Source organism: Telmatobacter bradus (genome assembly GCF_048629425.1).
Lineage (GTDB): Bacteria > Acidobacteriota > Terriglobia > Terriglobales > Acidobacteriaceae > Telmatobacter > Telmatobacter bradus.
Window position 1 is genome coordinate 637,513 of the sequence record NZ_CP184532.1, and the last position, 24,509, is coordinate 662,021.

Here is a 24,509-nt window from a genome sequence, read left to right on the forward strand (position 1 = left end):
GCATGAAGCTGGGCTATGCTGTTTATCCTTCTGCTGTCATAAGTGTCCAAACAAAATTAGCGCAAATCAGGGGTGCATTCCAGCGGTTTTCCGTCTTGCTGCTGCTCGCGGGATTCTTTCTGGCGCTGCCTGCAAATGCCTCGATTACCTTCGACTCGGCAAGCGGCACAGACGCTACAGTTGGCGCAACCGCTCTGAGCTTTACGCATACGCTCGGCACAGGATCGAATCGGCTGGTGGTGTGCAGTGTGCAAATTGCAGATTACACCGCAGCCTTGGCGTTGGACACACCAACTGTCACCTATGGCGGCATTGGGATGACCGCCATTAGTGGTGCGTTGTATCCAACAACATCCAAGACCAGCAAGATACAGACCGAGATGTTTTATCTCGATGACAACACGATCGGCTCGCTCTCTGGCGTACAGGCTGTTTCTGTCTCGCTTGCGTCGGCTCCCACCGGAGGTATAGCGGCTAGTTGCTCGTCCTATGCAGGCGTGGCGCAAACCGGTCCCGCTGCAAGCGGAGAGAACTATACAGGGAGCGATTTTTCGGCAGGACTTACAGTAATTCTGGCGAGCAGGTCGGTCGGAGATTTGATCGTCGATTCCCTGGCGGGTGGATACACACTGGGATCAGCAGGAAAGACGATTGCTGTTGAATCCGGGCAGACACTGCTGACGGATGAAAACCTGACGTCGGGCGGAATTGCCGGTGGAACAAGTTATGAAATCGTTTCAGCCGCTGGTAGTGTCACCACTGGATGGACAGACGCAAATGTGTCGCGAGGGGCATATGCCGTGGCAGCATTTACAGGCCCCACAGACTACACGGTGACGACTTCAGTAAGCCCCAGCACTGGGGGAAACATCCTGCTTTCGCCGAGCGGTGGTTCGTACGCTTCGGGCACTGCGGTGCAGGCAACGGCCACACCGGCGTCTTACTATAGCTTCACAAATTTTACGGACGGCAATAACAATGTTTTGAGCAGCGCCAACCCATATTCTTTTACTGTTTCAGCCAATTCAACAGTAACGGCCAACTTTAGCCAGAATATGTGCACACTTACCGTGAATGTGGTTGGCAATGGAAGCGCAACGCCTTCCAGCGGCTCCTATGCCTGCGGCTCGACGGTAAGTCTGACGGCTACACCGTCCAGTGGCTATTACTTTGAAAGCTGGGCAGGAAGCGGATATGCCAGCACAACCAGCAGCACTGGAAGCTTTACTCTAACTGCAAATACAATCGAGACAGTTACCTTTGTCTCCGGGTTTTCAGTGGGCATTACGACCAGTGGGTCGGGTTCGGTCAACGTAAGCTCGACGGTGACTGCCAACAGTGATGGTACGTATCCTTCAGGAGCAGTATTGACGCTGACGGCTACACCAGCCAGCGGGTATTATTTTGCAGGCTATTCCGGCGGGGTAACGAATTCAAGCAGCATCCTGCAGGTGACTGTAACAAGCAATCTGAACATTACAGCCACCTTTAATGCTTCGACGATTGTGCAGGACGCGGTAAGCAACGCAAACTCCACGGGGTCGGCTTCGTCGTTGACGTGGACGCATACGTTGGGCAGCGGATCGTCGCGTTTTATGGTGATCGAGGTGGCAACGGCGGACAGCACAACCGGAAGTCCGGATGCCAATGCGACGGTCACCGGGGTGTACTACAACGGTGTTTATGCTACGCCCGTACCTAATTCGCAGGAGTACATTGGAACGACGGGAATGGCGCAAACCCAGTTGTTCTATCTGACAGATGCGGAACTGCCATCGACTGCGGGAACTTATACGGTGGATGTGGAGTTGACCGGCTCTGTGGGTGGAATTTCAGCGGGTGCAATCACGCTGTTCAATGCCAATCAGGGAACGCCGGAAGCTGTGGCTACGAGCGCGGCTACGTGTGGGAGCAGTACATGCTCACTGAATGTAGCGATTACGACGCTGAGCAGCAACGCCTGGTTAGTGGGTGTTGCCTCTGACAATGAAGTGGAGACGCTGGCGGTAAACAACGGCCAGACGCTGTCCTGGACGGGGAACTCAACTGTGGGCACGGGCGGCAGCAGCACTGAACTTGTTGCAAGCCCAGGTGCCACGACGATGGGGTGGTCTGCTACTGCCAACGCGTTGGCGGAATCTGTCATCAGTGTTCCGCCAGCTACGCAGACAGTTCCCGCCACTTATACTTTGACCACAGCCACAAGCAGCACGGATGGAAGTACGTCCGCAGGTTCGATAACCAGCAATCCATCGATTGCTTCGATTTCGGCCAAAACGGCTGTTCTGCTTACAGCAGTTCCGGCAACAGGCTATGCCTTCAGCAGTTGGAGTGGGGACACGACTTCGCTGATTTCTTCGGCGAATAGCACGGTGAACCCCGTATCCATTGTGATGGATGCGAGTCATACGGTGACGGCCAACTTTACAACGGCAGCCACATGCTCGATTACGTATACGGTCACGGGTAGTGGCACTGTATCTGTGGTCTCAGGCTCGACGTATACCTGTGGGACATCGGTGCAGCTGATTGCGACACCTTCCACGGGGTACACATTTGCAAGCTGGGGCGGCGACGTATCGAGCACCTCCAATCCCTACACGTTTACGTTGAATTCAAATGCCAACATTACTGTCAATTTTGTCAACGCGCAGCAATGCACACTGACCACGGCGGTGGCCGGTTCTGGAACTGTAACCCCAGCTACGGAGACAGTTGTCTGCGGAAGCACGGTGAGTCTGGGCGCGACGCCAGCAACAGGGGCTGCCTTCACCGGATGGAGTGGAGATTACACCGGGGTGGACAATCCCCACTCTTTGACCCTGAGTACGAATATGTCAGTTACCGCCAACTTTGGCACCGGTTCCATCTGCTCGCTGACAGTGGCTGCGGGTTCCAATGGATCGGTAACTCCGACTTCTGCTTCGATGCTGTGCGGAAGCAAAGTTACCGTGACGGCGACTCCTAATTCTGGCTACATGTTTGAGAAGTGGAATGGTAGCGTCAACGGAAGCGAGAATCCCAAGACAATCATTCTAACGGCGAGCAGTATGACTGCGAATGCGTCGTTTGCTCCCAGTTGGACCACTGCCTATGCAACAAGCAGTAATAATTACACAATTACGGGTGACTCCACTCGAACGGTAACTGAACCAGTCTATCCGGCAATCATTTGCACAAAACTCTATGCCACCAGAACCGTGGCCACGCCGAACGATTCTTCCATGGAAGATACAAGTGCGGTCCAGAGTGCATTGAATGCCTGTACTGCAGGAGAAGCGGTCGAGTTTTCCCGAAGCAACGACGGGAATGACTACAATGCCTTTGTCATTGGTCCGATTACGCTGCCGACAGGTGTGACGATGTTGATTGATCCGGAAGTTACCATTCTGGGGTCGATCAAGTATGCAGACTATAGCTGCAATACGTCGGAGAGTTGGTGCAACCCGCTGATTGAAATTGCGCCGAACACGAGTTCGTCAACGGGCTCCGCAATCATGGGCCTGGGCACAATTGATGGGCGAGGCGGCACCTCACTTACCGATAAAGGTGAGTCTTTTTGGGCGACTGGATCCGACACGCGTCCGCGTCTGATTTACCTGGGAGATCATGCCTCGGGCGATCCTGCGGATTACTTCACGATTTACAAGGTTACGCTAAGGAATTCTCCTAAGTTTCATGTGTCGGGCGTGGGTAATTACTGGACGGCATGGGGAGTAAAGATCTATGCTCCGCCAGACAGCCCGAATACGGACGGTATTGATCCTTCCGGATCGAGCAATGTCACGATTACCAAGTCTTACATCTCTGATGGAGACGATTGGGTTTCACCCAAGGCAGACTCTGGCCGCGAAGAAAATTTTACGGTCAGTGATAACTACTTCTACAGTGGTCATGGCGTTTCCGTGGGCAGCGAAACGAACGATGGCTTCGACAACATGATTGTCAAAAACGATGTTATCGATAATGGCTTTGGCGGGTCGTCGGTAAATTCGTTGCGCATTAAGTCTGATTCGAGCCGTGGAGGTGCGGTCTACAATATCCTCTACAAGGACGTCTGCATCAAGAATGGTGGCGACACCATCGTCATCAATCCGTACTACAGCAGTGGTACAGGTTCGTTGATTCCAGACTTCCATGACATCATCTTCAGCAATGTCACAAAGACGATCTATACATCGGCGCACAAGAGCACGATTATCGGGTACGACACAAGCCCGTATAATTACCCGGCAATTGTGACCTTAGATAGCGTGGACTTTGTCGGTGAGACGAGTTCGTCTAACGAATTCAAGGAAGGGAGTACGACCAGCGCTAATTTCTTTGACGATACCTTCACGTATGGTCCGGGCAATGTGAATTTTGCTTCACTGCTTGTGGCAAATAGCGCGGATTCGATCGCTGTAACCAACAGTATTTCGGATACCAGCACTACGGATTACTACGATTGCGGTCAGCTCAATTCGGCCAACGCTCCCTTTGTGTATCTGACGGGAGATTTGACCTCGGCGGGCGCTGCAACCACCTATAACTCGGATTCAATCACGTCCTCTGCTGCGGCCAACGGCTATACCCTGACGGCTGTACTGCAAAACGTGGTTTCTCCGGTGGAAGCAGGAACGCTCACTTACTACCAGAACTCCATGCCCACGGGAACGATTGAGATTTATGAGGAATCGACCCTGGTAGCTTCGGAAACCATCACGAGCGGAAACAGACTTACGTCCGTGACGGTTCCCGCAGCCGATCTTACGGTTGGAACGCACGCGTATACGGCAACGTATGTCCCGGCCTCTGGGTCTTCGTATACGTCGCTGAACTTTGGCGCGTTTGTCCTGACGGTAACCAGTACTTCGACTTCTTTGTTGCCTGTGGCGAATGCCCAAACTGTAAGTGTGCAGGAAAACACGGCCCAGGCCATTACCCTTACGGGCACAAATTCTCCCACCTCATTTATGGTAGTGAGTTCGCCAGCGGACGGAACCCTTTCCGGGACGGCACCAAGCCTGACTTACACGCCCAATACCGGCTATACCGGCACCGATAGCTTTACCTTTACGGCAACGAACAGCGAGGGTACGAGCAGTGCGGCAACGGTCTCGCTTACAGTAAGCGCGCCCGTTGTGGTGTCGCCAACACTTGCGTGGAGTCAGCCGTCGTCGATTACCTATGGGACGAGTCTGGCAAATTTGCTGGATGCGACGGCATCCTACAATTATTCGGCCGTAAGTGGATCGTTTACCTATGCTGCGACGTCATCGAGTGGCGTTCCGCAGAAGGTTACCAGTAGCACGGTGCTTGCGGTGGATACGTGGACGCTGATTGCCACTTTCGCTTCGAGTGCCTCTGGCTATACCTCGGGTGGGACAGCTTCTGTTCAGTTGTCGGTTACCCAGGCGACGCCGGTAGTTTTCTGGAGTCAGCCTTCGACGATCAACTACGGAACGAGCCTTACCGGGGTGCTGAATGCGACGGCCGCGTATAACTCATCTGCGCTGAATGGGACCATGGTTTACATCGCAAAGTCGTCCAGCGGAGCGGTGCAGACGGTTACGGGCAGCACGGTTCTGAGCGCCGGCTCATGGACGCTGACGGCAACATTTAGCCCGAGCGATACGACGGACTATGTGAATAACCAGACGGCGTCCGTACCTTTGACTGTTAGACAGATCAATCCGACGCTTGCGTGGAGCCAGCCTTCCTCGATTGTGTATGGAACCAGTCTGGCCAATGTTCTGAATGCGACCGCATCTTATAACTCGAACACGGTGCAGGGGACATTCAGCTATGTGGCAGTGCAATCGAACACAAGCTCGCCAACGATTACGAAGAGGGCATCTGCCAGTGGTTCTGGACAGACCGTAACCAGTAGTACGGATTTAACAGCTGGTACGTGGACTCTTACCGCGACATTCCTGCCGGGTGATACGACGGACTACGTCAGCAATGGGACGGCGAGTGTGACGCTGGTGGTAAGTCAGGACATGCCACAGATTTCCTGGAGCAAGCCGTCGACGATCAACTATGGAACAAACCTGTCGGGTGTGCTGAATGCGACTGCTACTTATAATTCTTCGACGGTGGCGGGCTCATTTGGCTATACGGCAACTTCTTCGTCGGGCTCCAAGCAGACAGTAACGAACAGTGCTGTTCTACCTGCCGGCTCGTGGACCCTTACCGCTTCGTTTACGCCATCGGATAGCACGGACTATATCAACATTGAGACGCAGAGTGTATCTCTGGTGGTAAATCAGATCGCACCGACGCACAGCGTTGGAAGCAGCTCCGGCACGGCGGTGTCTCAGAATCAGGTGACATTTACCGCGACGGTCACTTCATCGGTCAGTTCGCCCACAGGAACAGTCACGTTTTACGATGGCTCAACCTCGCTGGGGACCGTAAGTGTAAGTGGTGGAGTTGCAGAACTGACAACGTCGAGCCTGAGTACTGGAACGCATACGATCTATGCCAACTACTCTGGCGATGGGAATTTTCTGTCGGAGAGCTCATCTCTGACTGAAACGATTGTTGCGTTCACGCTTGGCACAGCTTCGGGAGGAAGTGGGAGCAGCAACTCCAGCAGCGGAGCATCCCAGGTTGTTGAGGCTGGCGGAACTGCATCGTTTGAATTTCCAATTACGTCCAGCAGCAGCACGTTGCCTGTGGATCTGAAGCTGAGTCTTTCGGGCTTGCCTTCTGATGCGACTGTTTCTGTTCTTCCGTCCACATGGAACAAAACCTCGGATACGAGCTGGACGTTGCCCGCCGGGTCCAGCTTGAGTGGAAATGTTCAAATCAATATCATGCTTCCAGCAAATTCGGGCAGTGCTTCGTTTACGCATTGCAGCATGAAACCATTGATTCCGATTTCGCTGGCGTTTTTGTTGATGCCTTTGTTGGGCCGTGTACGCAGGGCGGGTAAGAATCTGAGTCGCATGATTCTTATTGCGCTTCTGGCAGTTACGACCCTGGGTCTTGGTATTGGATTGACGGGTTGCAGCGGAGGGTACATGACGCAGACGCAACAGTCTTATTCCATCACGGCAACTGTATCTGCGGGCACGTTGTCGCAGACGGAAACTCTTTCATTGACTGTGGAGTAAAGAGGGAAATCATGCGCGAAAAGAAACTCTTGTTTTTGGCATGTCTTTTGGTAGGATCCGCAGCCTGGGGGCAGAGCAAAACTCTGCCTCCCAAGGATGCGGGAAGGTTGAGCGTTGCAATTACCTACAATGGCGTGCTTGCCAACACCGTTGCAAAAGATGATTTTTGGATGCAGGGCGGCAGCGTTCAGCTGCAGGGAGATTTCTGGAAGGGATTCAGTGTGGTTGCGGATGTGGCAGGAGGGCACAAGGGGAATATGAGCGGCTCAGGTGTTGGCATTGATCTGCTGACAACGGTTTTTGGACCGCGCTATACCTGTCGGCTGCCGCATCGCAGTATTGAGATTTATGGTCAGGGACTGGTGGGCGAGGCCAATGGCTTTCATAGCGTTTTTACTACTTCCAGTGGAGCGAATAGCTCGGCTTACAGCATGGCACTCAATCTGGGTGGGGGCGTTAATGTTCCCTTGAAGAACTCTCGCTTTGCTGTACGAGCGCTGGAGGCAAGCTGGGTACGTACGCAACTGCCGAATGCAGGGGATAATATGCAAAACCACCTGCGACTTGGAGCTGGTGCGATCCTGCATTTTTAATTTGTACGCCAGCATGTGAGCAACGTCAAAGGCCTCTACTGTGCTTCAAGCACAGTAGAGGCCTTTGACGTTGCGTATTTCAGTTTGGATGGTTGACCAGAAACAGAAAACCCGATGCTCCCCGCAATTACTCCCGCACGATCTTCACAAAAACACCTTCGGGCAGTTCGCCTTCCAGCAGATGAACCACGCCATTTTTCACGTAGCCTTCCAGAATCTGTTTTTTGGGCTGGTCGGGCGTGGCGGGGCGAACCTGCGCGGGGCCGGTGGTTTCCAGCTTGCCGTAGGGCCGAGCGGCGGGGGCGCGCAATGCACTGCCGCCTGCAGGCTGACTTGCTGGCCCGCTGGTGGCTTGCGGACTTGTCGTCTTTCCCATGCCCCGATCCATGGCCTCATTGGCTAGGCGGTCGGCTTCCTTGTTGCCGGCGCGCAGGGTGTGGCGAATCTCGAAACCGTCCAACTGGCGGACGAGCTTGCGCCCCTCTTCCCATAGGGGCTTGATGGCAGGGCTGGAGACCTTGTACTTGCCCTGCATCTGCTTGACCATCAGTTCCGAGTCAGAGACGACGGCCACGCGCCGTGCGCCGTTTTCGATGGCCCAACGCAAAACCGCAATCATGCCGGAGTACTCGGCGTAGTTGTTGGTCTGAATGCCCAGGAACTCGCTCAGGCGGGCCACGGTGCGGCCATCCGCACCCTCAATGAGGGCACCAAAGCCGGCGGGGCCGGGGTTGCCTCGGGAGCCCCCGTCGCAGTGGGCAGTGAAAAGTTCGCTGGTGGCGTCGTCGTCGTCGGGGGCAAAAAGGTTTCCATTCATCGCTCTTTAGTGTAATGGCTGGGTGGGAGGGTGGGTGGGAATTCATTCAATCGTCATTTGGGCTTGTTATTGTGGCAAACAACGTGATTTTGTTGGGGAGAACAGATTGAAGATGCATGGTTTGAGTGTGGTTCTTTCGCTGGCGATGATGGCAGTTGCAACACAGGCGCAGAGCGGCTACAAGGTGATTGACCAGTGGAAGATTGGCGGCGACGGCGGTTGGGACTACCTGCTGGCCGACGGCCCCGCGCACCGGCTCTACGTAACCCATGCAACTCGGGTTGAGGTGCTGGATACTGCCACGGGCAAGTAGGTGGGTGCAATCACTGGCCTGCATGGAACTCACGGCGTTGCGCTCGATCCCGAGGGAAAACTTGGCTACATCTCGGATGGTGCGGGCAATGCGGTGGTGGTATTTGACCGTGCGACGCTCGACAAGGTGGCCAGCATTCCGGCGGGCACCAATCCGGACGGAATCATTTACGAGCCAGCGACGAAGACCATCTGGGCCTTCAACGGTCGTAGCCATGACGCCAGCGTGATCGATCCGGTTAGCCGGAAGGTGATTTCCACTGTGCCGCTGCCGGGCAAGCCGGAGACAGCTATGGCGGACGGTCAGGGTACTCTGTTTGTGAATATCGAGGACAAGAGCCTGGTGGTGAAGATCGATACGCGGGCGCGGAAGGTTGTGGATACGTGGGCTGCCGGTTGCGAATCGCCCACTGGCATGGTCATTGATGTGCCCGGCCATCGCATCTTCCCCGTTGGCGACGGCAACAAGATGAGCGTGATTGATTTCACCAGCGGCAAGCAGCTGGCTACGGCCGAGATTGGCGACGGACCCGATGCGGCTGGCTGGAACGCGACGGCCAAGCTGGCTTTTGCTTCGTCCGGCGACGGCATTCTGGCCGTGGTGGATGCTTCAGCACCGGGCTATCCGACGCTGCACAAGCTGGCCACCCATATTGGTGCCAAGACGATGACGTACGATCCGACTACGGACCGCATCTATCTTTCAGTGGCGGAAAAGGGGCCGAAGCCTGCTCCCACGGCCGCAGTACCGAACCCCAAAGCCGCGGTTGTTCCGGGCAGCTTTAGCGTTTTGGTGGTGGGGCGCTAACAGGCTGCTGAGAAACTCATTGCGGAGGGAGCGGGGGCATTTATGCCCCCGCTCCCTCCGCGCTTGCTCAAGGAAAGAGTTTTTTCCATAGTCAAGACAGCCCCCTCAAGTTTTTCTTACTTTTTGCGCTGAAAAATGCTATCTTTCTCTCAATATAGATTTTTTCGTTCGAAAGATACTGAAGACATTTCTCCCCGTTTTACGGAAGGGCGAAGAGGATTTTCAGTTGTCCACTAGAATTATTTAGGGCAACCTCGCCGCATCAAATTCGCTCAGGGTTTACGGGAGAGGTGTCGCACCTATAGCGGCGACAACCGATGGATGGAGATCTTCCCCCATGATGATCTTTCTTATTTCTACTGCAGTTCTTGTTCTTGCTGGATCTGTATACGCTGACTACAAATGGCACAGCTGGATGCTCGACCAGCAGCATCATCAAAACGATGGAAGTGTGCGCGGTTCCAGGCTGTAACCACAGTGACTCCCGTTACAATATTTGCAGGGAGCCGTCCAACTGACATGTTTCAAAATTTTGCCCGTATGTTTCGCAATCGTCTGAGCTGCGCCGGCGTGCTGTCGGCACTGGCAGTCGCGGTCCTGCTGGGAGGTGTGGCTATGGCCCATGCCCAGTTTGGTGCACCGCCCACTACGCCGGTTCACGATGCATCGGCGTTGCATCCGCCGGCAGGGGCCCGTGTGGCCATCGTGGAGTTTGCCGATCTGGAATGTCCGGATTGCGCTAATGCTTATCCGCTGCTGCGCGATGCCGAGGCGAAGTACCATATTCCGTTGATCTATCATGATTTTCCGCTGCCCTTCCACAACTGGAGCTTTCAGGCGGCGGTGAATGCCCGCTGGTTCGATGCCAAGAGCAAGAAGCTGGGGGATGATTACCGCAGCTACATCTTTGGCAACCAGCGCTCGATTGATACGCCGGCTACGCTAACGACCTACACGCAGAAGTTTGCCACCTCGCACGGCGTTCAGTTGCCCTTCGCGCTTGATCCGCAGGGCAAGCTGTCGGCCAGCGTCAAGGCGGACTATGCGCTTGGTCAGCGCGTCGGTATCGAGCACACGCCCACCATCTGGGTGGTTACCTCGAACTCCAAGGGTGCGCCGTTCATCGAAGTGGTGGACCGCAGCCGCCTGTATCAGCTCATTGATCAGGCCATCGCCAACACACGCGGCAAGTAAGCCTTGGCCAGCAAGCAAAAAGGCGTCCTGCTGGACGCCTTTTTTGTCGACAAATTAAGTTCTAGAGGTTGAAAGCTTTTTTTTCAGCAGTTGTTCCAGCGCATCGCAGGCAGTTTTTACGCCGTCTTCCCGGGCCAGTTGCCGGGCTACGCTCTCACTGCGGCGGAGGAACTTGCTGTCCTCCAATATTTTTGTCAGCTTGCGCGTGACCCGTAGCGGGGTGTAGCGATTTTTGCGAATGGCCTTGGCGACCTTCAGACGCTGCATACGGCGGGCATTGTCCGGCTGGTCGTGCGAGTAGGGCATGATAAGCATGGGTTTGCCGGCGTGCAGGCACTGTGCCGTGGTTCCTACGCCACCCTGGTGCACCACCAGCGAAGCCCGTGGAAACAGCGCCGAATAGGGGGCGTATTCCGCTACGCAAATCGACTCCGGCAGCTTGGTCTTGGGCCGGTTGCGCTCATCGGAACCGATCAGCAGCACGGCCCGTTTGCCCATACGCATGGCCGCCCGCGCCGAGTACTCATAGAAGCTTCCGGCTGCCATCACGGCGGCTGAACCCAGCGTAAAGACGATGGGTGCTTCGCCCTCGTTCAGGAACTTCTCCAACTTTTCCGGCAATTTAGCATTGCCGGCATCGGCATCGTAGTAGCAGAAGCCGGTAATCAGCGTGTTCTGCGGCCAATCCTTCTGTTCTTCGCCCAGGACATGGGAGAAGAGCGCCAGCACCAGGTCGGGTGAGTGTTTGGCGTCGAACAGGGGATTCGATCCGCGTCCCAAGCCGAGTTCGCGGCGCAGTTCGTAGACTGGTTCCGGCCACTTGCGGCTGACAAAGCGTGCCAGTCGCTTGATGGCCCGGCCCATGCCGGGAACTGCTTTGTCGGCCCGCGCCAGCCGCGGATACATGGGCAGCACCGGAGGATCAAAGGCCGAGAAGAACGAGAGCGGAGCCAGCAGGTAGCTGGCCCAGGGAATGCCTGTTACTTCGGCAACAATCGGCCCGGCGTAATTCAATTCGCCAAGCAGCAGAAGATCAGCCCGCTTGGGCTGCGTGGCAGCATCCAGAAGGTCGGCGTAGGTCTCTTTCAGTGAGGGAAAAAGGAACCTGCGCAGACCCGTCTCAGTGCCGTGCTCCACGTCGTAGATCATCTCGGCCAGCGCAGTGTTTTCTGGATCAATGTCGGGACGGATCGGATGAAACTCCAGGCCCAGCGGCTCGATCTTTGCCCGATACAACTCTGGCACCGCCATTACTGGCTCATGCCCGCGCCGCTTGAGTTCGAGAGCGATGGCAATCAGTGGATTCGTATCGCCAAAGGTTCCAATATTCGAAAGAACAATCCGCAAGGTCAGCTTCCTCTCCACTTACCACTCTATTCGAAGGCCCCGGCCCGGGCGATGAAAAGCGCGCAAACTCAATTCTCTGGGGCGGGATTCTCTGCTCATTTTGCAGTACTTACGGACCGACGATTGATCAGGCAAATCAAGAGTGTTTTTCGTGTTTTCACACCTAGAGCGGTTCTCCAATAGGTGTAGCCCTTTGTAGATCGTGCAAGGTGGCTTTTTCTTGAGGAAAAAACCACTCAGTTGCAGAGGCTTCGGTGTACAGCACTTGGAGAACCGCTATAGCCGCAAAAACAAAGGCGCGGCGAGGGTGGGACACCCTCATTGTGGTGACATTCTAGGGAGACTCTGCACAAGTCCCAATACTGCATTCTGCTTGGATAAAATGATAAGTAGAGGGCAAGGGCGATGCGGCAACGAACACTGGCGTCACAAGCGAGTTTTGAGCAGTATGGTCGCAAGGGCAAGCGGGAGCTTTTTCTGGATCAGATGGAGCAAGTGGTGCCGTGGGCGGAGTTATTGGCGCTGGTTGAGCCTCATTATCCCAAGGCTGGCAACGGCCGCCAACCAGCAGGCTTGTCGATCATGCTCCGCACGTACTTCTTGCAGCAGTGGTTTGGTTTTTCAGACCCCGGAATGGAAGAAGCTTTCTATGATTCGCCCGCGTTGCGGCGCTTCGCCGGAGTTGATCTGGGCCGTGCCTCCGCGCCCGATGAAAGCACCATTCTGCGCTTCCGCCACCTGCTCGAAGAACATGAGTTATGCGGCCAGATACTCGATACGGTGAACCACTTTCTAGCCAGCCGGGGCATTCGCATCGGCACGGGAACCATCGTGGATGCAACGATTATCAACGCTCCGAGTTCGACGAAGAACTCGACCGGCAAGCGCGATCCTCAGATGCACCAGACCAGGAAGGGACAGCAATGGTACTTCGGCGCGAAAGCGCACCTTGGCGTTGATAGCAAGTCGGGCATTGTGCACTCAGTCTGCACCTCTGCGGCCAGCGTGGCGGACAAACATATGCTGCCTGACTTACTGCACGGCGCAGAGAAGAAAGTCTGGGGAGACGCAGACTATCAAGGACAAACCGAGGCAATTCATGCGGCCGCGCCCGGGGCGCAAGATATGACCAGCCGCCGCACCAAGTTCAAAAATTATGTAGACGAAGAAGCCAAGCGCAAAAATACGACCAAGGCCAGAGTTAGATCGAAGGTGGAGTGGTGTTTCCGCATTCTGAAGCGCGTTTTTGGATTTACCAAGGTGCGCTATCGTGGCTTAAGGAAGAACCACGAGTGGCTTTGCGCGGCCTTTGCCCTGGTTAACCTTTACCAAAATCGCAAACGGCTGGTCGCGCTGGGGGCGTAGTGTCTCTGGAGGCCGGAAAACGGCCTCCAGAGACAAAAAACAACCACGTAGAGCCCGCGCCTGGATGCAACTGAACCCGCAATTCTGGCTATAACTGCTTCCGAACCCATTGCATTGTAATTACACCGCAAAATCGCGGGTTGTGCAGAGGCTCCCTAAGAGTGGAACGGTAAAACTCTGTCTCCTTTCACACGAGTTTCTCTTTGCACGTACTTACTTGGTGCGGTTTTTGTAGCTGGCTTCCACGAACTTGAGGAAGAGAGGATGCGGCTCAAGCGGTTTGGACTTGAACTCGGGATGGAACTGGCAGGCCAGGAAGTACGGATGGTCGGGAATCTCGACGATCTCGACGTAGGTACGATCCGGCGTGGTTCCACTCAGGCGCAGTCCCTTGCTGGTGAGCGCTGCCTCGAACTCGCGGTTGAACTCGTAACGATGACGATGGCGCTCGCTGATTTCGGAAGCGCCGCTGTAGGCTGCACTGGCGAGGGTTCCGGGCTCCAGCAGGCAAGCCCAGGCTCCCAGACGCATGGTTCCGCCCATCTCTTCCACGCCGAGCAATTCACGCAGCTTGTAGATGATGCGATTCTTGCCGGCGGGGTCGAACTCGCTGGAGTTGGCGTCGGTGATGCCACAGACGTTGCGGGCAAACTCGATGCAGGCCGTCTGCATGCCGAGGCAGATGCCAAAGTAGGGCACCTTGTGTTCGCGGGCGTAGCGGATGGCGTTGAGCATGCCTTCGATGCCACGCTTGCCAAAGCCGCCGGGCACCAGGATGCCGTCGTAGTCCTTCAGCTTTTCCTCGTAGCCGCGATCTTCGGGCGACTTCGACTCCAGCCCTTCGGCCTCGATCCAACTGATCTTGAGCTTCAGGTGCTGGGCGATTGCGCCGTGGGTCAGAGCTTCCTTGAGTGACTTGTAGCTGTCTTCGTACTCCACATACTTGCCGACGATGGCAATGTGGACCTCGTCCTTGGGATTGTGCACTCGCTCGATGAGGGCATTCCACTGCGAAAGGTCCGCGTTGGGCGCGTCGATGTGCAGATACTTCAGGATCAGCGCATCCACGTCCTGGCTGGCAAAGCCGAGCGGCACTTCGTAGATGGAGGGCACGGTTATGGCATTGATCACGGCGCGCTGTTCTACGTTGCAGAACTGGGCGATTTTGCCCTTCATCTCTTCGCCGATTTCGCGATCGGAACGGCAGATGAGCACGTCGGCCTGAATGCCGATGGAGAGCAGCTCCTTAACGGAGTGCTGGGTGGGCTTGGTCTTGAGTTCCTGCGCGGCAGCGATCCACGGCACCAGGGTCAGATGCATGAAAACGGTGTTCTCGCGGCCGAGTTCCTGGCGCATCTGACGGATGGCTTCCAGAAAGGGAAGAGATTCAATGTCACCGACGGTTCCGCCGATTTCGACGATGGTCACGTCGGCACCGTTGGCGGCTACCTTCTTCATGGCAGCCTTGATCTCGTTGGTCACGTGGGGAATGACCTGGACGGTTTTGCCCAGGTAGTCGCCGCGACGCTCTTTGAGGATGATCTGCTCGTAGATGCGGCCCGTGGTCAGATTATTGTCGCGGGTCAGCGGCGAGTGGGTAAACCGTTCGTAATGACCAAGGTCCAGATCCGTTTCAGCACCGTCGTCGGTCACAAAGACCTCGCCGTGCTGGAAGGGCGACATGGTTCCCGGGTCAACGTTCAGATAGGGGTCGAACTTCATCATGTTCACCCGCAATCCGCGGCTTTCGAGGAGGCAGCCGATGGAAGCGGCCGCCAGACCTTTGCCTAAACTGGACACAACTCCGCCCGTCACAAAGACGTACTTTGCCGACATCTGTGCTACCTCTTGATTGAATTGATGGGGTTGGCCAAACTTGGTGGGCACAATCAAGTATGGCAGAGAGTTGCATCGGAAGGAAACAGAAAAAGAGGGGGAAAATGGTTGAAAAAGCAGCTTTCAAAGCGTGTATGCTTTTTGCATTCAGTGGGTTAATAGAAAGTTAATGGAAATTTTCCTTTTCCGGCAATATGCGGCATGCCAGCCCATCCAGCGGGACGCGAACCGGGGTGGAGAAGGATGGAAGGCAGGGGAAACAGCAGACTATGCAGGGAGGAAGCGATGGAACGGATCGAGATTCAGCGCGTCGACATTACCACGCTGGCTGTGGATGCGATTGTGAATGCTGCTAACCAGACGCTGCTAGGCGGCGGAGGGGTGGATGGGGCCATTCATCGCGCGGCCGGTCCGTAGAGCGCCCAGAGCAGAGCAGCGATCCAGCCGAGCACACTCCATCCTAGAAAGATGCTGACCAGACCGATCAGCACAGTGTCGCGGCTGCGACGCCGGTAGGCAAGCCAGGGCGGAAGAGCCAGTGCGGCCACTGCTACGGCAAAGACCAGAAGCGTAAAAAGAAGTCCAAGCAAGTTCAGCACAGTGCTTCCAGTTTACTGGTTCTGCAGACGTTGCGGCGCAGGATGGGGCACGGCTCAGGCGGCCTGTGTTCCGTTTTTCGCCTCCGGTGCAGATTCTGCGACGGGTGGTTTCGGCGCGGGAAGATTCCACAAAGTCAGCTCGGTGATGCGGCGCTGGCGCAATCCATTGCTTTCTTTCCCGTCAATCAGGTCCCAGCGCAGAAGCTGCTCGCCTGCGGCCTGATAGCGTCCACCATTGAGGGCACGCAGCAGGGTGGAGCGGGCCAGACGTTCTGCGCCCAGATTGAAGGTGAAATCTACCAGAGCGTCGAATTGGCCCTGCGTCAGCGGTACTTTGACCATGCGCTCAATGGCCAGAAGGCTGACTTGCAGATCATGGATCAGCAGGTGTTCGGCCTCGGCTTCATTGATTCCCAGCGGAAAGGCTTCGTGCGCAAGGAGTCTGTGGCCGTAGCCGATGGTCGGCAGTCCGGCTCCATCCAGATAGGTGTGACCGCGGAAGCCCTCCGCATGTTTGATGAGTTCCAGCCCTGCCTGACTTAGTTGCATCGATGCCTCCACGGGCGGAGATTGCCCTGGGATGAAACTAGCAAGATGGGGGCGAATGATCTGCAAGGGGACTGGGCGGCATTTTTTTCTGTTTTTCTGGCCGGGCATGAATTTTTGTATTCCTGAAGCGAAGAGGTGGGGAATGGAGGATGAATTGCACCAGAAGTGGGGCAGTACCTAAGTTTAAGATATATAGATGGTTGCCTGTACCTTTGGAGTAAACTGTTGATTTTTCAACAGGAATATCGTTCCCATTTTGCCAACAGCTTTGGAAAGAGGTATCCAGTTGGTAAAATGAAAGGATGGTTATTCGACGGATACTACGCAATTGGGGTCTGCACACGTCAAAGCATGCTTTTGCTGCGGCGGGCGCCTCGTCAGTTGCGCTGGCCGCGTTCATGGTCATGTTCTCAACGCGGACCGTGCAGGCCTATGTGGAAACCACTCACTCTGCACCTGTACTGCAGTCTGAATCGCCAGTTCTGGGACCTACCCCAACCCAGCTGGCGCAGCAGGCTGCGATTAAGCGAGGAGATCGTCTTAAAGGACTGGCCTCCTGGTACGGAAGGGCATTTCATGGACGCCACACGGCAAGCGGAGAAAAGTACAACATGTACGCAATGACCGCCTGCCATCCCACACTGCCCTTCGGGACACTTGTGCGCGTCATCAACCATGCCACGAAACGAGCGGTGACAGTACGGATCACTGACCGTGGCGATCTGGTCGATCAGGGAAGAATCATCGATCTGTCGTATGGGGCTGCCAAGCGGCTCAATATGGCGCACGACGGCCTTGCAGCCGTAGATCTGGTGGTTCTGAAGCTGGGCAAGGAAGAAGCCCCGGCACACAACTGATCGTTTACCAGTGCAAGTAAAATGGCCAGCCCTGAGGGCTGGCCATTTTTTTGGGCGCGGGCTTCAGCCCCGGGAGTCTTTTCGCCAGCAGTCATCCAAAACAAGCAGAGCAAGATAAAGGCTGCGCCTAAAGACGATATTTGAAGCGAAACCAGAGTAGCTGTGCCCTGTTGAACTTTGTGCAGGGTTGCCGCTCCCTGAGGGGCGCGTCAACGAAGCTGGATCAACTCGCTCTACACCTTCAGGAGAGATGCTCTAGCGCATTTTCGGAATGCACGTAGACTTTTTAAGGGGCTTGCAAGGTGCCTTTTTCTTGAGGAAAAAGGCACTTAGCATCCTACTTCCGGTCTATAGTCATTCCGAAAATGCTCTAGCGCATCGGTTCTTCAAGGGCCTGAAGGCCCTTGCTCCCTCCGCAAAGAGAAATCCGTTCGGAGGCGAGTTTTTCCGCAGCCTGTAAAGCCCTTCACCTATTGCAGCACTTACGGCCCGACTAAAGTCGGGCCGTGTTACAAAACACAACCACTGAGATTTGCGGTGGGGCACCCAGAGTGTGTTTCCAGCTTTCCCAGGTTCCAAAAGCGGGACCTGGGGCACCCAGGATGTGGTGGTGGAGCTTTGCCCGGATCGCAGTTTAGTTTGCGGTGATGGATTCCAGCCCGTGGCCGTGGGAGCCGGTTTCGCGCTGGCGCAGGAGCAGGCTGAAGGTCATGCCGACAATGCCCAGAATCGAGAAGATCCACATGCCCATGCGGTAGCCGTTGGGGTTGGCGGCGCTGGCGTGATTGTGGTCATTGGCCCAGCCGATCATCAGGTTGAAGCCGGCCATGCCGATGTTCTGGATCATGGTCATGAGGCCGTAGGCGGTGCCCAGCTTGGATTGCGGCACAATGTAGGCGACCGAAGGCCACATGACTGCCGGGATCAGCGAGAAGGAGAGCCCCATCATGGCCATGGGCACATAGAGGCTGACGTGGGAGTAGCCCATCATCAGGTAGACGGGAATCAGCAGGACTGAGCCGCACATCATCAGCAGGGCGCGTTTGCCGACCTTGTCGACGGCCAGACCGAGCAGGGGCGTGGCGATCATGGCGAAGATGGTGAGGATGCTGACCAGGGAACCGCTGAGCTCACGGGTGGTGCCGTGCACATCCATGAAGAACTGGTAGGCGAAGGTCTCAAAGGGGAAGATGCCGGAGTAGAAGACCACGCAGAGGCCCACGATGTACCAGTAGGAAGTGCCGAAGTTGAAGAGGTCTTTGAAGACCACCTTGTCGGTAGCGCCGGCATCGCCCAGTTCGTAGTTTTTTTCGGCAAAGACTTCCATGGCGAAGTAGATGACGGCGCCGGTGACGCAGAAGGTGGCGAAGAGGACGCTGATCATCAGCGGCTTGCGCCAGCTGTCATAGGCGAAGCTGGCCCAGGTGGGCGAGCGCTGCGCCAGTAGCGTGCCCAGGCGGGCGATGGTCAGGTTGATGCCGAAGGCGAAGCTGAGTTCCTTGCCACGGAACCACTTGGCGAGCGCCGTGGTGACGGCAACAATCAGCGACTCAGCACCCATGCCAAAGACCAGCCGCCCGGCGGCCATCAGGGCCAGCGTGCCGGAGGCAGCGGTGAGCGTTGCGCCGAGCAGGCAGATGGAGCCAAAGAGCAGGATGGCCTTGCGTACGCCGATGCGGTCGACGATGAGTCCGCCCACCAGCACCAGAAAGACGTTGGGAATGCTGTAGATGGCTTGCAGCAAGCCGATGTTGGACTCGCTGAAGCCCAGCTGCCGGGAAAGCAGGTCGGCGATGGGGGCAATGCAGTCGTAGACGTAGTAATTGCCGAACATGGCCAGGCTGACCATGACCAGCACGGCCCAGCGATAGAAGGACGAGGGCGGGCGACGGGTGGGTTCAGTGCTCAATGGGTGTTCCTTGTGGGTGGCGATTCTGTTTGTATGCTAACTCAGCTGGTTAGCTGCACAGCGAGTCAGCAGGTCAGCGGGTCAGCGAGTTGGCGGGTCAGCCGCTGAGTTCATGATCGTGGCATTGCGGAGGTGTGGGTTAATTTTGGCGGGTTGGCGGTTGATTGGTAGGGAAAGTTCGGTGGGGGGCTTTACCCTTACCGCAAAAACAAAGACACGGCTTGGGTGGGGCTCCCGTCGAGTTGTGGCGCTGTTTTGACGGAACTGTGGCTGAGGCCGGGAAGCCGCAGCGGAGATGGTTACGAAGAGTGCTTACCAAAAATGAGGGGCTGCGTCTGAATGGGCAGAGAGACTCTCACTCCCGGAGAGCAGGGCAAGGATGGCGATGGATGGAAGCGGGGTCGCAGCTTCGGCCCTGAATGCTGCTTTGGTCTGGCCTGTCCGGAGGGTACAATCCTCAGCAGGTATGGAAGCAGCAAAAGTAGTCGATGAAGCGGGCCGAGGGGCATTGCGGGCAAAAGACCGCCCAGAGGCGCGTGAGCACGAGACGGAGCTGATTCGCGCTGCGCAGGGTGGATCGCGGGCGGCGTTTGATGCGTTGGTGCGTCAGTACGAGCATCAGGTTTTGCGTCTGGCGTTGCATTTGACGGGTTCGGAGCACGACGCCGAGGACATATATCAGGAGGCCTTTTTGAAGGCTTACCGGTATCTGGGCAATTTTCGCTTCGAATGCTCGTTCTACACCTGGATTTACAGGATTGTGACCAATCTTTGCCTGGATCAGCTGCGGCGCAAGAAGACGCGCCGGGAAGATCATGCGGTGATTACCGACCAGTCGGGCGAAGAGATTGACCTGCTGGCATCGGTATCGGATACGCGGTCGTTTTCGAATCCGGCGCGGGAGTTGGAGCGGAAGGCTTTGGGGCGGCGGATTCAGGCAGCTCTGGATAAGTTGACGCCGCGGGAACGGATGGTCTTTGAGCTGAAGCACTATCAGGGACTGCGTCTGCGGACGATAGGCGAGATGTTGAACACCACCGAAGAAACAGCGAAAAATACGCTGTTCCGGGCAACCAAAAAACTGCGGGCCCAGCTCGCGGAATTGCGTTAAGACTGGTCCCCATGACGGGGCGTTGAGAGTTTGGCCCACTGAGGCCTGCCTGGATGAGTTGGAAATATTGAACTGAATTGTTGTGTTTGAGGCAAAAGGACGTACCGAAATGAATTGCGAAGTTGCCCATGAACGAATCGTGATGGCGGCCTACGCGGAGTTGCCCGATGCGCAGGTGCATGAGTTGGAAGTCCACTTGCGGGGCTGTGCGGAGTGCCTGCAGGAGCGCGAACAGATAGAGGCGCTTAAACTGCTTTCGGCGGCATTGCCGGTGGAAGAGCCGAGCGCCAACCTGGTGGCGCGCTCGCGGCTGCGACTGGACGAGGCGCTGGATACATTGCCGCCGCGTCGCTGGTGGCAGCAGATGGGCACGCGGATGCGCGTGAGCTTGGCGAGTCTGCAGTCGGCCCCGGTAGCGGCCAGTCTGCTGTTGCTGGCAGGACTGGCGGCAGGCAGCGTAGGCGGCTACAAGCTGGCGCTGGTGCATGCTTCCGCCAAGGTGGCGAGCCTGACGGCAGAGCCCGTGATTGCTCCGGCCGCAGCGCTTCCAGCCACAGGTAAGGTGATTCCGGCAGCGCTGAAGCAAACAGCACAGCCGCAGGCGGAAGGACCGAGCACGGTGGCGGAGATCTCGGAGATTGTGCGCCAGCCGGGCAGCAATCAGGTTGAGGTGCGCTTTAATGAGCTGGTTCCGCAGCGGGTGAAGGGCTCACTGAACGATCCGGCGATCCGGCAGTTGTTGATGATGGCCAGCGAACAGGCCCCCTCGGAGGGCGTGCGCAACAACTCGGTTGACCTGATGGCGACGGCTTGCCGCTCAGACCATGGCTGCAATCAGGAAGGCATGCTGGAGGCGCTGATGGTGGCGCTGCGCTACGACCAGAACCCTGAGGTGCGGGAAAAGGCGCTGGAGGGTCTGGAGCCGTTTGTGGCGGAGGACGTTCGCGTGCGCAATGCCGTGCTGGAGACGCTTTTGAACGATAGCGACCCGGGCGTGCGTACGGTTTCGATCAATGCTCTGGAGCCGGTGGATGCGGATACGAGTGTGCGGCAGGTGCTGTACACAATTTCGACCTCGGATGCGAGTCCGCAGATCCGGATGGTTTCACGGCAGGTGCTGAGCCATGCGCCGGAAGTGCAGTAAGAAAAGCTTGGAAGAGGCTGCATCCGCAGGTGAACGCGCCGGAAAAGAAGAGCGCGGGGCAGGGGTGGTCTCAGAGCAAAATCAGAAAGGTAGCCCCAGCGAATTCGTGCAAGGTTGCCGTTCCCTGTTGGTCACGGCAACTGTGGGCCTGCGGCTTCAGGGGACAGCATTCCGGATTTTGCTATAGCGGAGAAGGAAAGATGAAGCACTTTTTGAGGCCGCCGCAATGGGGGCAGGCGCGGCGCGAAGCGAGAAGCCGTTCCCTGGCATTGTTGCTGATGGTTGGAGCGGTAGCAGCCAGCTTACCAGCGCATGCGCGGGCGGCTGTTCTTTTGGAAGAGCCACAGCCAGCACTGGCAGCCATAGGGGCGGTTTCGCCGGGCTATTTGGGTGTTGAGCTGGCCGATGTGGATGCGCAGCGGGCGCTGGCTTTGCGGTTGAAGGATACGCATGGCGCCGTGATCACGTTGATTGACCACGATGCGCCGGCGGGTCAGATCGGTCTGAAGGTGAACGACGTGGTGCTGGAGATCAACGGCACCGCCGTGCAGAATGCCGAGGAACTGCGCCGGGTGCTGCGCGATGTGCCGGCGGGACGAAAGATCAGCCTGCTGATCAGCCGGGATGGAAATACGTCGACGATTGCCGTGGAACTGGCCGATCGCAAGACGGTCGAGCACGATGTGTGGAACAAGATCGACGACAGTGACTCGGGTGCTCCAGCGATGAATGCGTCGGAGAACAAGGGCGATTTCTCGTTTTTGGGCGGCTTTCATCTGCCGTTTTTGGGCGGCAGCCTGAACGTTGGCGTGCTGGTGGAACCGCTGACCTCACAGATGGCCGAGTACCTGGGCGTGGACAAGGGGCTGATGGTGAAGCAGGTGGCAGGCAAAAGCGCCGCCGCAGCCGCCGGACTGAAGGCCTTTGACGTGATTCTGAAGGTGGGCACGGAGCCGATTTCGAACCTGTCGAACTGGGACCGGGCGCTGCGCGCGAATCAGGGCAAGACGATTCAGGTGACGATTTTGCGCGACAGGAAGCAGCAGAAGATCAGCTTGCAGGCGGATTCACGGCACCATTAGTCAGCTTCCAGCTTCTCGTGGTAATTTTGCGGGGATTTTCTGCTGGTTTGGCATGTGTATGGCGGGCTGTGATTGAATAGGAACTGATGGCAATTCCCCGTAGATCTACCCTGCGTGGCCGCTGGAAGCAAGTGAGCCGAAAAGTTCGAGAGCTGGCGATGGTTGGCCGGGCGCTGATCCATACAGGTCACCCCGTGCTCGCCCAGATTGTGCCGGCGCGCTTTTGCAACCTGAGTTGCGAATACTGCAATGAGTTCGACAAGGTCTCTCCGCCGGTTCCGCTGGAGGAGATGCTGAGGCGCATCGACCATTTGGCCCGTTTGGGCACGGCGATGGTGGGCATCAGCGGCGGCGAACCGCTGACGCACCCGGATCTGGACGAGATTATCCGGCGGATCCGCAAGCATGGCATGATTGCCGGTATGATCACGAACGGCTATCTGCTGATGCCGGAGCGGATTGAGCGGCTGAACCGGTCCGGGCTGGATCATATGCAGATCTCGATTGACAATCTTGAGCCGGATGCAGTGTCGAAGAAGAGCTTGAAGGTTCTGGACAAGAAGCTGCAGATGTTGGCTGACTACGCCGAGTTCCACGTGAGCATCAACTCAGTGGTGGGCGGCGGCATCAGCGACCCGCACGATGCGCTGGTGGTGGGCAAGCGGGCGCTGGAACTGGGCTTTGAGTCGACGATCGGCATTATTCACGATGGCAGCGGGCAGTTGAAGCCGCTGGCACCGGCGGAAGCCGAGATTTATCACCAGATGACCAACCGGAAGAAGACGAACTATGCGCAGTTCGACCAGTTTCAGGAGGCCATTGTGGAAGGCCGCCCGAACAAGTGGCGCTGCCGGGCCGGTTCGCGCTACATCTATGTGTGCGAGGACGGTTTGGTGCACTACTGCAGTCAGCAGCGCGGTTTTCCTGGGGTTCCGCTGGGCGAGTATACACGCGAGGATGTGAAGCGGGAGTTTTTGACGGGCAAGGACTGCTCGCCAAACTGTACGATCGGCTGTGTGCACCGGATCAGCTACATCGACCACTGGCGTGCGCCGCAGACACGCATGATTTCGCCGGGGATTCACACGACGGCGGGCGAGACGCTGGTGCAGTTGGACGGAACGCCGCAGAAGTAGTTGCTTTTGAAGAAGCCCCCCGGTCGGAAGATCGGGGGGCTTCTTGTTTTTGCGGGGGATTCCGGGCCTGAAGGCCTCGGCTTCCTCCTTTCGTTTCCAGATCCCAAAATAGGGATCTGGGGCACCCAGAATTGTGGGCGTTCAATCGCTCGCAAAGAAAAGCGCCGGACAGGTGAGCTGTCCGGCGCTTTTGCAGTTTTGCTGCGGATTATTTGCCGGTGTAGCGCTCTTCGATGGCCATGAGCTTGTTGAAGCGGCGGACGAAGCGTTCTTCGGTGGCGCTGAACTTGGCACCGACGAAGGAATCGACGACCTCAAAAGCGAGGGCGGAACCGATGATGCGGGCACCCAGGACGAGGACGTTCATGTCGTCGTGCTCAACGCCCTGGTGGGCGGAGTAGGTGTCGTGGCAGAGTCCGGCCCGAATGCCGGGGATTTTATTGGCGGCTACGCTGACGCCCACGCCGGAGCCGCAGAGGACGATGCCGCGCGGGGCTTCGCCATTACGGATGGCCACGCCAACCTTTTCAGCAAAATCGGGGTAGTCGGAGGGGTCGGTGTTGTATGCGCCGAGGTCGATCACTTCATGGCCAGCTTTGGTGAGGTGGGCGCGGACCTCTTCCTTCAGCGGAAATCCAGCATGATCGGCAGCGATGACGAGTTTCAAAATGCAGCTCCTAGCTTCTAGCTTCCAGCTCCTAGCTTTTTTCTTGCCCGCAAAGAGAACCACTGGCTAACCAGGGCCGA

The 24,509-nt window shown here is 56.7% G+C and carries 19 protein-coding genes and 1 pseudogene; 13 read left to right on the plus strand and 7 right to left on the minus strand.

Annotation, left to right across the window (positions count from 1 at the left end; genetic code table 11):
- Window positions 1-95 precede the first annotated feature (95 nt).
- Both ACOBR2_RS02740 and ACOBR2_RS02745 read left to right on the plus strand, forming a co-directional pair.
- Window positions 96-7,103, plus strand: coding sequence for an InlB B-repeat-containing protein (locus ACOBR2_RS02740; RefSeq protein ID WP_420238540.1), 7,008 nt, complete (start codon window positions 96-98; stop codon window positions 7,101-7,103).
- Between the two features lie 134 nt (window positions 7,104-7,237).
- Window positions 7,238-7,696, plus strand: coding sequence for a hypothetical protein (locus tag ACOBR2_RS02745; RefSeq protein WP_420238541.1), 459 nt, complete (start codon window positions 7,238-7,240; stop codon window positions 7,694-7,696).
- Between the two features lie 127 nt (window positions 7,697-7,823).
- Here the strand turns inward: ACOBR2_RS02745 and ACOBR2_RS02750 are convergent, their stop codons facing one another.
- On the minus strand, window positions 7,824-8,513 hold the full coding sequence (locus ACOBR2_RS02750) for a ribonuclease HI family protein (protein ID WP_420238542.1): 690 nt from the start codon (window positions 8,511-8,513) through the stop codon (window positions 7,824-7,826).
- 106 nt (window positions 8,514-8,619) lie between these two features.
- Here ACOBR2_RS02750 and ACOBR2_RS02755 point away from each other — a divergent pair, with 106 nt between their 5' ends.
- From ACOBR2_RS02755 to ACOBR2_RS02770, 4 genes are all read left to right on the plus strand, one after another.
- Window positions 8,620-8,826 carry a hypothetical protein gene (locus ACOBR2_RS02755; RefSeq protein WP_420238543.1) on the plus strand — a complete coding sequence of 69 codons (207 nt, stop codon included), beginning with the start codon at window positions 8,620-8,622 and terminating at the stop codon, window positions 8,824-8,826.
- The gene (locus ACOBR2_RS02760) at window positions 8,827-9,633 is read left to right on the plus strand and encodes a YncE family protein (RefSeq protein ID WP_420238544.1); all 807 of its coding nucleotides are present in this window, start codon (window positions 8,827-8,829) and stop codon (window positions 9,631-9,633) included.
- Window positions 9,634-9,970: 337 nt separating this feature from the next.
- A complete protein-coding gene (locus tag ACOBR2_RS02765) occupies window positions 9,971-10,105 on the plus strand; it encodes a hypothetical protein (RefSeq protein ID WP_420238545.1) in 135 nt (44 codons plus the stop codon).
- Between the two features lie 68 nt (window positions 10,106-10,173).
- Entirely contained in the window at window positions 10,174-10,827 is a 654-nt protein-coding gene (locus tag ACOBR2_RS02770; protein ID WP_420238546.1) for a DsbA family protein, read from the plus strand.
- A gap of 54 nt (window positions 10,828-10,881) precedes the next feature.
- On the opposite strand, the gene ACOBR2_RS02775 is transcribed toward ACOBR2_RS02770, so the two are convergent.
- A complete protein-coding gene (locus ACOBR2_RS02775) occupies window positions 10,882-12,174 on the minus strand; it encodes a glycosyltransferase (RefSeq protein ID WP_420238547.1) in 1,293 nt (430 codons plus the stop codon).
- Window positions 12,175-12,579: 405 nt separating this feature from the next.
- On the opposite strand from ACOBR2_RS02775, the gene ACOBR2_RS02780 reads away from it, so the two are divergent.
- The gene (locus ACOBR2_RS02780) at window positions 12,580-13,539 is read left to right on the plus strand and encodes an IS5 family transposase (RefSeq protein WP_420238548.1); all 960 of its coding nucleotides are present in this window, start codon (window positions 12,580-12,582) and stop codon (window positions 13,537-13,539) included.
- 213 nt (window positions 13,540-13,752) lie between these two features.
- Here the strand turns inward: ACOBR2_RS02780 and ACOBR2_RS02785 are convergent, their stop codons facing one another.
- Window positions 13,753-15,375: a CTP synthase gene (locus ACOBR2_RS02785; RefSeq protein ID WP_420238549.1), complete on the minus strand. Its 1,623-nt coding sequence runs from the start codon at window positions 15,373-15,375 to the stop codon at window positions 13,753-13,755.
- 285 nt (window positions 15,376-15,660) lie between these two features.
- Here ACOBR2_RS02785 and ACOBR2_RS02790 point away from each other — a divergent pair.
- Window positions 15,661-15,789: pseudogene (locus ACOBR2_RS02790) on the plus strand (macro domain-containing protein); the annotation flags it as partial.
- Here ACOBR2_RS02790 and ACOBR2_RS02795 read toward each other — a convergent pair.
- Both ACOBR2_RS02795 and ACOBR2_RS02800 read right to left on the minus strand, forming a co-directional pair.
- Window positions 15,771-15,974 (minus strand): superinfection immunity protein, encoded by a 204-nt coding sequence (locus ACOBR2_RS02795; protein WP_420238550.1) that lies wholly within the window; start codon window positions 15,972-15,974, stop codon window positions 15,771-15,773. The pseudogene ACOBR2_RS02790 and the gene ACOBR2_RS02795 sit on opposite strands and share 19 nt — an antisense overlap.
- 54 nt (window positions 15,975-16,028) lie before the next feature.
- Window positions 16,029-16,523, minus strand: a complete 495-nt coding sequence (locus tag ACOBR2_RS02800; protein ID WP_420238551.1) for a lysozyme — start codon at window positions 16,521-16,523, stop codon at window positions 16,029-16,031.
- Window positions 16,524-16,825: 302 nt separating this feature from the next.
- On the opposite strand from ACOBR2_RS02800, the gene ACOBR2_RS02805 reads away from it, so the two are divergent.
- Window positions 16,826-17,380, plus strand: a complete 555-nt coding sequence (locus tag ACOBR2_RS02805) for a septal ring lytic transglycosylase RlpA family protein (protein ID WP_420238552.1) — start codon at window positions 16,826-16,828, stop codon at window positions 17,378-17,380.
- A 634-nt stretch (window positions 17,381-18,014) separates the two neighbouring features.
- Here the strand turns inward: ACOBR2_RS02805 and ACOBR2_RS02810 are convergent.
- Window positions 18,015-19,289 carry an MFS transporter gene (locus ACOBR2_RS02810; protein WP_420238553.1) on the minus strand — a complete coding sequence of 425 codons (1,275 nt, stop codon included), beginning with the start codon at window positions 19,287-19,289 and terminating at the stop codon, window positions 18,015-18,017.
- A gap of 466 nt (window positions 19,290-19,755) precedes the next feature.
- Between ACOBR2_RS02810 and ACOBR2_RS02815 the strand changes: the two genes are divergently transcribed.
- From ACOBR2_RS02815 to ACOBR2_RS02830, 4 genes are all read left to right on the plus strand, one after another.
- A complete protein-coding gene (locus tag ACOBR2_RS02815; RefSeq protein WP_420238554.1) occupies window positions 19,756-20,400 on the plus strand; it encodes an RNA polymerase sigma factor in 645 nt (214 codons plus the stop codon).
- Between the two features lie 109 nt (window positions 20,401-20,509).
- Window positions 20,510-21,544, plus strand: coding sequence for a HEAT repeat domain-containing protein (locus ACOBR2_RS02820; RefSeq protein ID WP_420238555.1), 1,035 nt, complete (start codon window positions 20,510-20,512; stop codon window positions 21,542-21,544).
- Window positions 21,545-21,744: 200 nt separating this feature from the next.
- Complete coding sequence (locus ACOBR2_RS02825; protein ID WP_420238556.1) at window positions 21,745-22,626, plus strand: PDZ domain-containing protein; 882 nt, start codon at window positions 21,745-21,747, stop codon at window positions 22,624-22,626.
- Window positions 22,627-22,712: 86 nt separating this feature from the next.
- Window positions 22,713-23,762 (plus strand): radical SAM protein, encoded by a 1,050-nt coding sequence (locus ACOBR2_RS02830; RefSeq protein WP_420238557.1) that lies wholly within the window; start codon window positions 22,713-22,715, stop codon window positions 23,760-23,762.
- 208 nt (window positions 23,763-23,970) lie between these two features.
- Here ACOBR2_RS02830 and rpiB read toward each other — a convergent pair whose 3' ends face one another.
- Window positions 23,971-24,429: a ribose 5-phosphate isomerase B gene (gene rpiB, locus ACOBR2_RS02835; RefSeq protein ID WP_420238558.1), complete on the minus strand. Its 459-nt coding sequence runs from the start codon at window positions 24,427-24,429 to the stop codon at window positions 23,971-23,973.
- Between the last annotated feature and the right edge of the window lie 80 nt (window positions 24,430-24,509).

Bases quoted from the DNA above. Each gene is read 5' to 3' on its own strand.
- ACOBR2_RS02750 (WP_420238542.1), bottom strand. From the start codon at position 8,513: ATGAATGGAAACCTTTTTGCCCCCGACGACGACGACGCCACCAGCGAA.
- ACOBR2_RS02765 (WP_420238545.1), top strand. From the start codon at position 9,971: ATGATGATCTTTCTTATTTCTACTGCAGTTCTTGTTCTTGCTGGATCT.
- ACOBR2_RS02770 (WP_420238546.1), top strand. From the start codon at position 10,174: ATGTTTCGCAATCGTCTGAGCTGCGCCGGCGTGCTGTCGGCACTGGCA.
- ACOBR2_RS02780 (WP_420238548.1), top strand. From the start codon at position 12,580: ATGCGGCAACGAACACTGGCGTCACAAGCGAGTTTTGAGCAGTATGGT.
- ACOBR2_RS02785 (WP_420238549.1), bottom strand. From the start codon at position 15,375: ATGTCGGCAAAGTACGTCTTTGTGACGGGCGGAGTTGTGTCCAGTTTA.
- ACOBR2_RS02800 (WP_420238551.1), bottom strand. From the start codon at position 16,523: ATGCAACTAAGTCAGGCAGGGCTGGAACTCATCAAACATGCGGAGGGC.
- ACOBR2_RS02805 (WP_420238552.1), top strand. From the start codon at position 16,826: ATGGTTATTCGACGGATACTACGCAATTGGGGTCTGCACACGTCAAAG.
- ACOBR2_RS02815 (WP_420238554.1), top strand. From the start codon at position 19,756: ATGGAAGCAGCAAAAGTAGTCGATGAAGCGGGCCGAGGGGCATTGCGG.
- ACOBR2_RS02820 (WP_420238555.1), top strand. From the start codon at position 20,510: ATGAATTGCGAAGTTGCCCATGAACGAATCGTGATGGCGGCCTACGCG.
- ACOBR2_RS02825 (WP_420238556.1), top strand. From the start codon at position 21,745: ATGAAGCACTTTTTGAGGCCGCCGCAATGGGGGCAGGCGCGGCGCGAA.
- ACOBR2_RS02830 (WP_420238557.1), top strand. From the start codon at position 22,713: ATGGCAATTCCCCGTAGATCTACCCTGCGTGGCCGCTGGAAGCAAGTG.